Genomic DNA, 12,454 nt, shown 5'->3' on the forward strand with positions numbered 1-12,454 from the left:
GGACTGCTGTTTGAGAAAAGTGTTAAGGGTGGGCGTCAGGCGCCAAACGCACCATCAATTGTATGCATTGCCCCCGTCACAAATCCAGCCTCAGGGCCTGCAAGCCAGGCAACCATTCCCGCAACTTCCTCTGGACGGCCATGTCGTTTTAGCGCCATAAAACTGTGCATCACCTCTTTCAGTGGGCCATCTTCCGGGTTGGCATCGGTATCAATAGGGCCTGGTTGAACCACGTTTACCGTAATGCCCCGCGGTCCAAAATCACGTGCCAGCCCCCGGGCCAGCCCTTGCAGCGCTGATTTGCTCACCGCATAAGAGGCCAGGCCAGCAAGAGGCATACGGTCGCCATTCACAGAACCAATAATGATAATGCGTCCGCCGTCAGGCATCTGTCGTGCCGCTTCCACGGCCGCATAGTATGGGGAGTGAATGTTAATCCGGAACAGGCGCTCCACGTCATCCGGATCCTGCTCCAGCGCATCACCAAACAGAATAATGCCTGCATTAACTACCAGCACGTCCAGCGGGCCGCTTTCGCGTACCCGGTTGATGACGGCGTTACGATCGGCGCTATCGGTTTGCGCTGTCTGGGTACCCGTCTCATCAGCAAGCGCTTTGGCAGCGTCAGGGGAGCCTGAATAGGTAAAGGTAACCGATGCGCCATCCGCAGCAAAACGGCGCACGATAGCCGCGCCAATCCCACGACTGCCGCCAAGAACCAGAACTGACTTGCCATTAAAAGAAGACATGAGGTACTCCTTGAACAATTATGTAGTGATCGATATATAATAGGTGCACAGTTTTCTGTCAATGGATTTGTAATGAACACTACAAAATGCACTCGAGCACCTGGACGCCCACGTAATTTTGATCCAGAAATGGCCGTTGCCAAAGTACAACCCTTGTTTCACGCACATGGCTATGACGCCGTTAGCGTGGCGGATGTCACCGCGGCGTTGTCGATCAAGCCCCCCAGTTTCTATGCTGCTTTTGGGAACAAAATCGGTCTTTATGAACGTGTTCTTGACCGCTACGTACAAACTGAGGCGATTCCGTTTGATGATATTTTGCGCCCCGACAAACCCGTTTCTGCATGTCTTACCGATCTGCTTGAAGAGGCGGCGCGACGTTATGCCGCAGATCCGCATACGCCGGGATGTTTGGTCCTGGAGGGCACGCACAGTAACGATCCGCAAGCGCGGAAGGTCGCGCGGAGTTTCTACTCGGCTGCCGAACATAAAATTCACGACTTTATCGCACAGCGGCATCCTAAAGAGGCTGACAGCCTGACTGATTACGTCAGTACCACAATGCTTGGCCTGTCGGGAAAAGCGCGCTGCGGGTATTCGTTCGAACGTCTGCTAGCCAGCGCGCGAATCGCCAGCGTAGCGGTGCGGCATCAGCTTTCCTGATTTTCATCACGTGAAAAGGTAGATAAATATGATGGGTAAACTGGGACTTCGCTTTAATACTCCCCCTCCGGCTATTCGCAAAGCAACGTTGGCCGCAATTCTGATCGGAACTTCATTTCTGGCGCATTCTCAGGACAAGGCCGATGTTATTTTGTATAACGGCAAGCTGATTACCATGGATGAACAACAACCCAACGCGCAGGCGCTGGCGGTAAAAGGGCGGCATATTATTGCGGTGGGTAATAATGAAACGGTGAAAAAATGGTCCGGACCGAACACGAAGGAAATCAATCTTACGGGGCAAACCGTTATTCCGGGATTAATTGATGCGCATCTGCATGGCATTCGGGGTGGGAGGACGTTTTTATTTGAAACCTACTGGTTTGATACTAAAAATTTACCCGATGCGTTAAATAAATTGTCGCAATCTGCGGCACAGAAAAATACTGCGCAATGGGTGGCGGTGGCTGGCTCATGGATACCTGAACAATTTGCTGAAAAACGGGATCCGACGGTTCAGGAACTGAATCAGGCGGTGCCTCAGCATCCTGCGTATATACAAAGCCTTTATGACTATGCCCTGTTAAATCAAAAGGCTATCGAGACCCTAAAACTTAATAGTCCACAGCCGGATGTTCCGGCAGGGATCGTGATAGAACGCGATGACAAAGGGCTGGCAACGGGGAAATTGCGCGGGACCATTGGCAGTTTTAACCAGCTTTTCGCCCAGATTAGCCAGACTTCCGATGTTGAAAAGAACCTTAACGCCTTTGTTCGTTATTTAAATAAACGCGGCGTGGTCGGGTTTATCGATCCTTCTGCCGGGCATGAGCAAGCTTATCGTGATTTCTTTAAACTTCAGCAGCAGCAACCTCTCAGGATACGTGTTGGATATCGTTTATCCGCACCGCCTGGTAATGAAACGGAATGGTTTAAACAACGTCTGGCATTTCGCCCGGCAATACACGATGACGGCAGAATAGCCTTTCTGGGCTTCGGTGAAAGCCTGGTGATGGCAATGAATGACGGCGTACGGATGTCATCTGGATTTAAGTCTTCTGCACAATCCCAACAAGAACAATTTAAGGTGCTCCAGCTTGCCGCCCAGGAAGGGGTCGCCGTAGAAATACATGCCTATACTGATGACAGTGCGGATGCGATTTTAGATCTCATTAGCGAGGTGGCTAAATCGTATGACATTGCTCCGTTACGCTGGTCTATTGCGCATCTCAATACCGGTACGCCAGAAACAATTACCCGCATGAAGAAACTCGGCTTGGCCTATTCTGTCCAGATGGGGCCATATTTTGAATCTCCCGCCATTGAGCGCGCGAATGGTAAAACGGTGGCGGCGCTATCATCACCAGTTCAACCCGCGTTAGAGCAGGGGGTTATCGTTGTAGGTGGTACGGATGCGACGCGGATTGGCGTTACAGGAGTATGGCATGCCATTGAATATCATGTAACAGGTAAAGCGCTCGACGGTTCGGTACGTCATGATACGCGCCAGTTAAGCCGAGAAGATGCATTAAAAATGTATACCCTCAATGCCGCCTGGATAGCTTTTGCAGAACAGCAGAGGGGAAGTTTGCAGGCAGGTAAGCTCGCCGATTTTGCGGTGCTTAATCAGGATATTATGGCTATTCCGGCAGATAAATTGCACCAAACGGAGTCGTTATTAACGTTTGTCGATGGTCAACAGGTTTATCCGGAGCTGTGAGCGGTAAAAGAAAACGGCCCTGAGAAGGGCCGTGGGTTCTACCAGAAAAACTCATCAGGCAAATATCGTCATCAGATAGGCGATAAACAGCGCCAGATGCGCCGCACCGTTAAGCACGTTGGTGCGTCCGGTGGAGAAAGAGATGTGGCACAGTACCAGTGATGAAACCATCACAATCATCTCTGGCGCGCCCAGCGCAAAGACCAAATCATTCCCGGTTGCCCATGCGATCAAAGTCACTACCGGAACGGTCAGTGAAATGGTGGCTAACACCGAACCGAAGAATAAATTCATCGCCCGCTGTACCTGATTACTCAGAACCGCTTTCAGCGCGCCGAGGCCTTCAGGAGAGAGGATCAGCAATGCGACCAGGAAACCGGTAAATGCCACTGGGGCATTCAGTTCAGTCAGCAATGTCTCCAGCGGGCTGGCGTTCATCTTGGTCACGGCAATAACGGCGATCAGATGAATGATAAGCCAGGCAGCGTGCCACAAATTGCTATGTGCTGACGGTTTACCGTGATGCGGGTCGTCGTCGTCACCCTCGTCTTCATGCTCGTAAATGAACAGGCTCTGATGCGTTTTAGTTTGGATCAGCAAAAATACACCGTACATTGCCGCAGAAATTAACGCCACCAACAGCGCTTGTGCGGTAGTGAAATTCGCACCCGGTAAAGCCATTGGGAACACCAGTACAATAATGGCCAGTGGGAACAGTGCAATTAAATACTGCTTAATGCCAAACAGATTCATATACTGAGTGGCAAATTTACGGCCACCTAACAGTAATGAAAAACCGACCAGGCCGCCGGTTACGATCATAATGATTGAATATAGCGTATCGCGCATGAGCGTAGGCGCTGCATCGCCGGTCGCCATTAATGCGGAGATTAAGCTGACTTCAAGAATAACAACGGACAGGCTGAGGATCAGCGACCCGTAGGGTTCACCAAGTCGATGTGCTAATACGTCCGCATGACGGACAACACTGAATGCACTGCTTAATATACCAATAAGGGCCAGCGCATTAATGCCGATGACCACTGGTAGTGACTGACTGCTCCCCCATAAGAACAGTACTACCAGTGCCAAAATCGGGAAGACGAGAGAGGTCTCCTTGTGGCGGGTTTTTACCGCCTCATGTACGTGTGTCATTGAACTAATTCTCCATCTCTGCAGGTATTTATAATTATAAAAGTATTAAAGAATGTAAAAAATAACAGAACTTTCGGTATTTCCGATCTGATTTTACGTAATTTTACGGCATGGACTATTTTTTGCATCCGAGCGAATGAAATTGCATATCTTGTTTAGAGAATATTTAAATAACAGCACATTAGATTTTAGCGTTCACAAAAATTGATGATCGTACTGATACAAATGATAGTGCAGGACGTACCACCCCGAGAGGATATAAAGTGCCGTTGACACTTTGTTCCCTTGCAAGCGAGCGGTGAATTGCCTATCGTCCAGTTATTGGTTTCAAAATGAGCAGCAAAAAAGCCCGGAAGGCGTCAAAAAAGTTGTCGCAGGGAAGCAGCAGTGGCGGAGGTGTAAGGTGTTAACGCGTGATTTTTTATTGAATGCCGACTGTAAGACGGCATTTGGTGCTATTGAAGAATCACTACTCTGGTCAGCGGAACAACGGGCAGCCTCACTGGCCGCCACGCTTGCATGCCGACCAGATGATGGACCGGTGTGGATCTTCGGTTATGGATCGTTGATGTGGAACCCGGCCTTAGAGTTTGAAGAGTCCTGTACCGGGACGTTAGTCGGCTGGCACCGTGCCTTTTGCCTGCGTCTGACGGCGGGGCGAGGAACGGCGTGTCAGCCAGGACGTATGCTGGCCCTGAAAGAGGGCGGACGCACCACCGGTGTGGCCTACCGTTTGCCGGACGCGTCCCTGGAACAAGAGCTTTCACTGCTGTGGAAGCGAGAAATGATCACCGGCTGTTATCTGCCGACCTGGTGTCAGTTGGCGCTTGATGACGGCAGGACGGTGAACGCACTGGTCTTTATTATGGATCCGCGTCATCCGCTGTTTGAGTCAGACACGCGCGCGCAGGTTATTGCGCCGCTTATCGCCGCGGCGAGCGGACCTTTAGGCACCAACGCCCAGTATCTGTTCTCACTGGAACAGGAGCTGGTCAAGTTGGGGATGCAGGATGATTGTCTTAACGATCTGGTGATCACGGTCAAACGATTGTTGGGAGAGAATCTGCCGGAAGGTGTTATGCGTCCAGGATTTGCCTAATATCGCCCGATGTTGTATGCCCGATAAGCCAGGTGCTTATCGGGCGTTTAACGCTTAGGCTGCAATAAAACTTATCGAATGCTCAAGCGACTGGCTATGGCTGTCGATCAGCACATTCCAGACGCCGGTATACGGTACGGTTAACCATGCGTTATCACGATCCTGCACGCTTAAGATGTCGGACTGCGTGTCTTTGACGTGATTTTTCTCGCTCATCAGGTGGATGTGGCAGCGCTCGGAACAGCGCACTACCACCGTATCGCCACCAAATAACTTTAAACTCGCCTTCACTAATGCCATTTTTCACCCCGTTCTTGAAAACAACGTACTTTCTCTCGAAAGTGCTGCGTGATGTTGTTCACATTTCACTCATTGCATAACACCAAAGGGGGGGCAACAGGATGCTGATTTTGATCAAAAAATGGCATAACGATTAAACAAAAGTGACAAAATCCCTCAAAAGGGTTGAAAGGGCGTGCTAACGTTCAACGAAACCGCGCCCATCTAAGATTAAATTCGGAAATTATCGACACTTTCAGTGAGCTTGCCTGAAGCGGTGTATCAGAAGGTTAATACTTTATCTGCAGCCAGCGTCCATTGAGCCAGTTCTACCAGCGTGCCGACGGCTACTCCGTCAATTAACGGAAGCGTCGTGATCCCGCGGCCATCGGTGCAGGTTTTACACAGTTTGACCGGCACATTTTGCGCCGTCAGGATCTCCAGCATTTGCTGAATATTATATCCTTCCGCAGGTTTTTGACCGCTAAGCCCCGCCGTTACCGCGTCCGACATTAAAAATAAACGTAGGTCGAGTTCCGCATCCTGTTCGCGCAGGGCGATGGCCAGACGCAGGCTGTTAAATAACGATTCGCTTCCATAGGCTGCACCGTTCGCGACGATCACTATCTTTTGCATTATTACTCCTGTTGTCAGATGGAAGGGATAATTCCTGGCGTGTATGTTACTCCCTGTTCCTGATGTGGGAAAGAAAGCATGGTTGCAGGAGTGGGTACCTCTAATTATCCATGTCAGAAAATCCCGAAAACGGGGATAAAGGCTGCAATTAACAGCCGAAGACGTTATGGTTTAGGTTAAGTGTGTCTAATTAATTGATGTAAGAAACAACTGACGATTTGAGCCGTAATATTTATTTTTCTCTCGCTGTATTCTCACTCTTGCCATTGGCAGGCGGTATTGCCAATGCACGGACATCTTTTATTCACCAGGCTGAAAACCCTTTCGATAACAATAGTGATGGCTTACCCGATCTCGGTATGGCGCCGGAGTCGCGGGCAGGCGAAAAGCACTTTGCCGAAATGGTCAAAGCGTTTGGTGAAGCCAGCATGACCGATAACGGGCTTGATACGGGTGAACAGGCGAAGCAGTTCGCATTTGGTCAGGTGCGTGACACGGTCAGCGAACAGGTTAATCAGCAACTGGAATCCTGGCTCTCTCCCTGGGGAAACGCCAGCGTTGGATTGCAGGTGGATAACGAAGGCAGCTTTACCGGAAGTCGGGGAAGCTGGTTTATCCCATGGCAGGACAATCAACGATATTTAACCTGGAGCCAGTTGGGGCTGACGCAACAGGACGAAGGTTTAGTCAGCAATGCGGGGATTGGGCAGCGCTGGGTACGCGACGGCTGGTTTCTGGGTTACAACACTTTCTATGACAACCTGTTGGATGAAAATCTGCCCCGGGGAGGCCTTGGCGCCGAGGCGTGGGGCGAATACTTGCGCTTATCCGCTAACTATTACCAACCGTTGTCCTCCTGGCAGGAGCGTTCCGCAACCCAGGAACAACGGATGGCCCGCGGCTACGACCTGACTGCGCAAATGCGCATGCCGTTCTATCAACACCTCAATACCAGCGTCAGCGTGGAACAGTATTTTGGCGACCGGGTGGATTTGTTTCATTCCGGAACCGGGTACCACAATCCTGTGGCGGTGAATCTGGGATTGAGCTATACGCCGGTGCCATTGATTACCGTGACGGCACAACATAAGCAGGGCGAAAGCGGAGTCAGCCAGAATAACCTCGGCTTAACGCTGAATTACCGCTTTGGCGTGCCGCTAAAAAAACAACTGATGGTCAGCGAGGTGGCAAACAGCCGATCGCTGCGCGGCAGTCGTTATGACGATCCGCAGCGTAACAATCTGCCGACGCTGGAATATCGCCAGCGTAAAACATTGTCGGTATTTTTGGCCACGCCGCCCTGGGATCTCAAGTCTGGTGAGACGGTGGCGCTGAAGCTGCAGGTGCGTAGTTTGCATGGGATCCGCCATTTGACCTGGCAGGGTGATACCCAGGCGTTGAGTTTAACGGCGGGTAGCGATAACCGAAGCGCGCAAGGCTGGACGATTATTATGCCGAAGTGGGACAGCAGCGAAGGCGCGACAAACCGCTGGCGGTTGTCTGTGGTGGTAGAAGATGAGCAGGGTCAGCGTGTCTCTTCCAATGAGATCACGCTATCACTGACCGAACCGTTTATTACCGTTTCGGAAAATGATCCTCGTTAGCAATGAAGCATCAACGCGTTATCAGAAAATGCGTTCCTGATGTACCCATACCGCGGCTTCGACGCGTGATTTGAGCTTCATTTTCTTCAACATATGCTTCACATGGACTTTTACCGTACTTTCAGTGATGTCCAGACGACGGGCGATCATCTTGTTCGGCAGCCCCTGGGCAATGAGCTTGAGAATGTCGCGCTCACGCGGTGTCAGTTGGGTGACATCACGGTCCGACGTTGCACGATTAGCACGCAGGCTGGCGGCCAGAACCGGCGTTAAGGCTTCACTCAGCACCATTTCACCGGCCGCTGATTGCTGTAAGGCTTTGAGTAAATCTTCAGGCTCCATATCTTTCAGCAGATAACCGTCAGCGCCGCGTTTCAGTGCGGTAACTACGTCTTCTTCATGATTGGATACGCTAAACACAACGATACGGCCCGACAGTGACTTTTCACGCAGCTTATCGAGAGTTTCCAGGCCGTTCATGCCGGGCATGTTGAGATCAAGCAGGATCAGATCGGGATCAAGGGATTCAGCCAGCTCGATACCCTGCTCACCATTGCTGGCTTCGCCGACAACGGTAATATCGGGCGCCATGCTGACAAGCTGTTTTACACCGGTTCGCAGCATCGGATGATCGTCGATCAACAGGATGGTTGCCGGTTCCAGATTACTCATGGGTATCTCCTTGGACTTCTGTGAAGTTTGTTTCGGGAATAAAAGTGACAGCAACTTCAGTACCGCCCGTCTCGCGACGGCGTACGCGGCAATCGCCGCGCAAGCTCTGCGCACGATCGCGCATTATAATCATGCCGTAGTGGTTACTGCGTTCGGCGTTTTCCGGTACGCCGCAGCCGTTATCTTGCACTGTTAGTTTGACCTGCTTGCCATTTTGCACCACCGTCACGACCACTTCATTGGCCTGAGAGTGTTTAAGTGCATTACTCAGGGCTTCGCGCGCAATTTGTAGCAGGTGAATCGCCTGATGCGAAGGGACCAGGCGTGGCGGTAGCTGATAATCCAGCTTAACCGTAAATCCAAAACGGGCGCTGTACTCCTGACAGCTGGCTTCCAGCGCCGGCCGTAATCCAGGTTCTGTGAGCTGTAAACGGAAGGTGGTTAACAGCTCACGCAGTTGTGCCCACGAAGCATTCAGCTCGTTACGAATCTGGCTGAGCAACTCGCGACAGTTATCTGAAAGCGCATCGCCCTGCATCTGCAAACAGCTAACCTGCATCTTCATACAAGAGAGCGATTGTGCAATAGAATCATGAAGTTCGCGTGCAATGGTGGCACGCTCTTCCATCACGATCAACTGCTGCTGACGCTCCTGATGTCTGTCGAGCGCGAGCGTTGCGGTCAGTTGCTCAACCAGGGTATCAACCAACTGCTGCTGATCGTGGCTGAGATGGCGTCCGTTCGGCAAGGTGGCGAGCAGAATACCATATTGGGTATGCGCATCGGTCAGCCGCCATTTCAATGTGATCCCGCCGTCAATCGCGGGCAGCGTTCCGCGAGGACACAGATGGCAACCTTTTTCATCACAGCTGGCATTGGACTGACAGGTAAATTCCTGATGATTGTCTTCATCTTCCAGGTCGTAAACCCGGAGTTCAATATCATGTAGCAAGGTCAAATTTTGCAGACCGTTCAGTACCGGAGAGAGGCGTTCGCACAACGGCACCTGAGAGTGCAGGCGGCGGTTGGCTTGCCACAGAAAAGAAAGGATCTGATTTTTGTGCTCCAGTCCCGCCGTTTTTTCCTGCACCCGCTGTTCCAGCACGGCATAACTTTCGGCCAGTTCTTCCGACATATTATTCAGTGCCGAGCCCAGAGCGGCCATCTCATTACGCCCGCTGATACGCGCGCGTTGGGTAAAATCACGTTGGCTGACGGCTCGCGCCATCGCCAGCAGCTGCTTCCACGGCTCTAACAGGCGCACGCGCAGCCAGATAATGGTGAAAACCAGCAGCAATGCCATAAATATGGCCATCAGGCGATGCAGCAGGACGACGCGTTCAATGCGTAATTCGGTGGTATGGTCAAAGGCGGTAACCAGCTTATCCAGACCGCCTACAAAGCGCGTTACATCCTGCGCTACCGCATCAGGCGTTTGCGCATGCGCAAGCCCCGGCGCCAGTTCAGTGTGCCAGTAATCCTGTAGTGCTTTTAACTGCGCCTGTTGTCCGTCTCGCTTTGCGGCACGCGTCAACTCCGGGCTAAATGCCGTTTTCTCCATTTCATCCAGAAGCGGTTGATCGCTAGCGTCCAGCGGTACGGCTGCCAGCAGGCGATAACTCTGCATGCGCAGCGATCCCGCTTTGTTGATTGCATGGGCGCTACCCTGAACGCCCTGAACCAGCCAGCCGGAGACAGCCATACCCGCCACGCCGATGGCTGTGGACAATAAAACAATCAGCGCCACCTGGTTGACCAGCGTAAGCGGGGAGAGACAACGTTTAAACATGGTGACTTGTTCCTTCGGGTTTTCGTCGAACAGAAAACCTTATTGAATGACGATTCTGCTGCAGGCAGTGGCGTTATTCTCGGCGATACACTGGAGTATACCCATACCTCAAACGGGCTACCTCTTAATTGCCAGTGGAGGGAGAGATCCTGGGCGAGGGGGAGTAGGGGGCGACAGAAGCGTGAAAAACCACATCTTTTTTACCGAAGTTATGTACTCATTTAGGGTAATGATAAATTTTAGGCATGAATAATGACACCTTTTCCTTTGATTTATATCAACTTACCTCCAGCTGTAAACCCTAATGTTGCAGGCATCGAAACAAGTATCAGAGGTGTCTATGAGTCACTCATCTGCCCCGGAAAGGGCATCTGGAGCTGTAATTACCGAATGGCGGCCGGAAGATCCCGCCTTCTGGCAGCAGCGTGGTCAACGAATCGCCAGCCGTAACCTGTGGATTTCCGTCCCTTGCTTGCTGCTGGCGTTTTGCGTGTGGATGTTATTTAGCGCCGTGGCGGTGAACTTACCGAAAGTCGGATTTGATTTCACCACTGAACAGCTGTTCATGCTGACGGCATTACCTTCGGTGTCCGGCGCGCTGCTGCGTGTACCGTACTCCTTTATGGTTCCCCTGTTTGGTGGACGTCGCTGGACAGCGTTTAGCACCGGTATCCTGATCATTCCTTGCGTATGGTTAGGTTTTGCGGTGCAGGATACCTCCACGCCGTTTAGTACCTTTATTATTATCTCTCTGTTGTGCGGTTTCGCCGGTGCGAACTTTGCGTCCAGCATGGCAAACATCAGTTTCTTCTTTCCAAAACAGAAACAGGGTGGTGCGCTGGGTCTGAACGGTGGCCTGGGCAACATGGGCGTCAGCGTGATGCAGTTGGTTGCGCCGCTGGTGGTTTCACTGTCAATCTTTGCCGCATTTGGTAGCCACGGGGTTGAACAACCTGATGGTACGCAGCTGTATCTGGCAAACGCCGCATGGATTTGGGTACCGTTCCTTGCGGTGTTAACGCTGGCTGCATGGTTTGGTATGAATGAACTGGCAACCTCAAAAGCGTCGCTGAAAGAGCAATTGCCGGTGCTGAAACGTGGGCATCTGTGGATTATGAGCCTGCTGTATCTGGCAACCTTCGGTTCATTCATCGGTTTCTCTGCCGGTTTTGCCATGTTGTCAAAAACGCAGTTTCCTGAGGTACAGATCCTGCATTACGCCTTCTTTGGACCGTTGATTGGCGCGCTGGCTCGTTCAGCGGGCGGCGCAATCTCTGACCGTCTGGGCGGAACCCGTGTAACGCTGGTGAACTTCGTGCTGATGGCAATTTTCAGTGCCTTACTGTTCCTGACGCTGCCATCAAACGGCGTTGGCGGCAACTTTATCGCCTTCTTCGCGGTGTTCCTGGCATTGTTCCTGACGGCTGGTCTGGGGAGTGGTTCAACCTTCCAGATGATCTCCGTTATCTTCCGCAAGCTGACGATGGACAGAGTGAAAGCTGAAGGCGGTTCAGAAGAGAAAGCAATGCGCGAAGCAGCAACCGACACCGCGGCAGCGTTGGGCTTTATCTCAGCCATTGGTGCGATTGGCGGCTTCTTTATCCCGAAAGCATTTGGTACGTCTCTGGCGTTAACCGGTTCGCCGGTCGATGCGATGAAAGTCTTCCTGATCTTCTATGTCGCTTGTGTGGTCATCACCTGGGCGGTATACGGACGTCATTCTAAAAAGTAAAAAAGTAGTAGCAGTTGATTATCCATTGCGCGGTGTTAGACCGCGCTTTTTTTTGTTCTAAATTAGTTACAACATACTTATATGTGAGCTCATGACGAAAGTCTGCGAAAACGGTGCTAGTAATATGCCTGGCAGGGGGGATACCCCTTAATACCCACTTATAAAGAATTTAACATTTGTATGATAAGTGAATTATTTAAAATCCTTTAAATTCAAAATATTACGTTAAAAAACAATATCCCACTTTGGGGGTATGTAAAAACCAACCTTCATTTTTCATCCCTGCATGCCTTGATCGTTATCAATTCTCACGCCCTTTCAGAGCGTTACCTTCGCTCTCAATCAAGCAATGTCGA

General features: G+C 51.3%; 11 protein-coding genes. 5 read left to right on the forward strand and 6 right to left on the reverse strand.

The genetic code is table 11. The features are described 5' to 3' along the window. Nucleotides 1-35: 35 nt before the first annotated feature. Nucleotides 36-749, reverse strand: coding sequence for an SDR family oxidoreductase (bdcA, locus tag OGX83_RS05245; RefSeq protein ID WP_048216243.1), 714 nt, complete (start codon nt 747-749; stop codon nt 36-38). A gap of 72 nt (nt 750-821) precedes the next feature. On the opposite strand from bdcA, the gene OGX83_RS05250 reads away from it, so the two are divergent. Both OGX83_RS05250 and OGX83_RS05255 read left to right on the forward strand, forming a co-directional pair. After that, entirely contained in the window at nt 822-1,412 is a 591-nt protein-coding gene (locus OGX83_RS05250) for a TetR/AcrR family transcriptional regulator (protein WP_286587489.1), read from the forward strand. 28 nt (nt 1,413-1,440) lie between these two features. Then, the gene (locus tag OGX83_RS05255; RefSeq protein WP_286587491.1) at nt 1,441-3,132 is read left to right on the forward strand and encodes an amidohydrolase; all 1,692 of its coding nucleotides are present in this window, start codon (nt 1,441-1,443) and stop codon (nt 3,130-3,132) included. 54 nt (nt 3,133-3,186) lie between these two features. On the opposite strand, the gene chaA is transcribed toward OGX83_RS05255, so the two are convergent. Further along, nucleotides 3,187-4,287 carry a sodium-potassium/proton antiporter ChaA gene (gene chaA, locus OGX83_RS05260; RefSeq protein WP_048216245.1) on the reverse strand — a complete coding sequence of 367 codons (1,101 nt, stop codon included), beginning with the start codon at nt 4,285-4,287 and terminating at the stop codon, nt 3,187-3,189. 403 nt (nt 4,288-4,690) lie between these two features. Here chaA and OGX83_RS05265 point away from each other — a divergent pair, with 403 nt between their 5' ends. Then, complete coding sequence (locus OGX83_RS05265) at nt 4,691-5,386, forward strand: gamma-glutamylcyclotransferase (RefSeq protein ID WP_016156738.1); 696 nt, start codon at nt 4,691-4,693, stop codon at nt 5,384-5,386. Nucleotides 5,387-5,440: 54 nt separating this feature from the next. Here the strand turns inward: OGX83_RS05265 and OGX83_RS05270 are convergent, their stop codons facing one another. After that, on the reverse strand, nt 5,441-5,686 hold the full coding sequence (locus OGX83_RS05270; RefSeq protein ID WP_038641131.1) for a DUF1883 domain-containing protein: 246 nt from the start codon (nt 5,684-5,686) through the stop codon (nt 5,441-5,443). 261 nt (nt 5,687-5,947) lie between these two features. Next, nucleotides 5,948-6,301 (reverse strand): DsrE/DsrF/TusD sulfur relay family protein, encoded by a 354-nt coding sequence (locus OGX83_RS05275; protein WP_048235258.1) that lies wholly within the window; start codon nt 6,299-6,301, stop codon nt 5,948-5,950. Nucleotides 6,302-6,519: 218 nt separating this feature from the next. Here OGX83_RS05275 and OGX83_RS05280 point away from each other — a divergent pair, with 218 nt between their 5' ends. After that, nucleotides 6,520-7,905 carry a YchO/YchP family invasin gene (locus OGX83_RS05280; RefSeq protein WP_137377198.1) on the forward strand — a complete coding sequence of 462 codons (1,386 nt, stop codon included), beginning with the start codon at nt 6,520-6,522 and terminating at the stop codon, nt 7,903-7,905. Nucleotides 7,906-7,926: 21 nt separating this feature from the next. Here the strand turns inward: OGX83_RS05280 and narL are convergent, their stop codons facing one another. Beyond that, nucleotides 7,927-8,577: a two-component system response regulator NarL gene (gene narL, locus OGX83_RS05285; RefSeq protein ID WP_003833392.1), complete on the reverse strand. Its 651-nt coding sequence runs from the start codon at nt 8,575-8,577 to the stop codon at nt 7,927-7,929. Beyond that, nucleotides 8,570-10,366: a nitrate/nitrite two-component system sensor histidine kinase NarX gene (gene narX, locus OGX83_RS05290; RefSeq protein ID WP_003833391.1), complete on the reverse strand. Its 1,797-nt coding sequence runs from the start codon at nt 10,364-10,366 to the stop codon at nt 8,570-8,572. The genes narL and narX overlap by 8 nt, the downstream gene beginning before the upstream one ends. Nucleotides 10,367-10,706: 340 nt before the next feature. Between narX and OGX83_RS05295 the strand changes: the two genes are divergently transcribed. Then, nucleotides 10,707-12,098 (forward strand): NarK family nitrate/nitrite MFS transporter, encoded by a 1,392-nt coding sequence (locus OGX83_RS05295; RefSeq protein ID WP_003833390.1) that lies wholly within the window; start codon nt 10,707-10,709, stop codon nt 12,096-12,098. Nucleotides 12,099-12,454: the final 356 nt, after the last annotated feature.

The organism is Citrobacter sp. Cpo074 (assembly GCF_030332745.1).
Lineage (GTDB): Bacteria > Pseudomonadota > Gammaproteobacteria > Enterobacterales > Enterobacteriaceae > Citrobacter > Citrobacter portucalensis.

Excerpts from the sequence above, each read along its gene's own strand:
- OGX83_RS05255 (WP_286587491.1), top strand. The coding sequence starts at position 1,441 with ATGATGGGTAAACTGGGACTTCGCTTTAATACTCCCCCTCCGGCTATT.
- OGX83_RS05275 (WP_048235258.1), bottom strand. The coding sequence starts at position 6,301 with ATGCAAAAGATAGTGATCGTCGCGAACGGTGCAGCCTATGGAAGCGAA.
- OGX83_RS05270 (WP_038641131.1), bottom strand. The coding sequence starts at position 5,686 with ATGGCATTAGTGAAGGCGAGTTTAAAGTTATTTGGTGGCGATACGGTG.
- OGX83_RS05295 (WP_003833390.1), top strand. The coding sequence starts at position 10,707 with ATGAGTCACTCATCTGCCCCGGAAAGGGCATCTGGAGCTGTAATTACC.
- chaA (WP_048216245.1), bottom strand. The coding sequence starts at position 4,287 with ATGACACACGTACATGAGGCGGTAAAAACCCGCCACAAGGAGACCTCT.
- OGX83_RS05250 (WP_286587489.1), top strand. The coding sequence starts at position 822 with ATGAACACTACAAAATGCACTCGAGCACCTGGACGCCCACGTAATTTT.
- narX (WP_003833391.1), bottom strand. The coding sequence starts at position 10,366 with ATGTTTAAACGTTGTCTCTCCCCGCTTACGCTGGTCAACCAGGTGGCG.
- narL (WP_003833392.1), bottom strand. The coding sequence starts at position 8,577 with ATGAGTAATCTGGAACCGGCAACCATCCTGTTGATCGACGATCATCCG.
- bdcA (WP_048216243.1), bottom strand. The coding sequence starts at position 749 with ATGTCTTCTTTTAATGGCAAGTCAGTTCTGGTTCTTGGCGGCAGTCGT.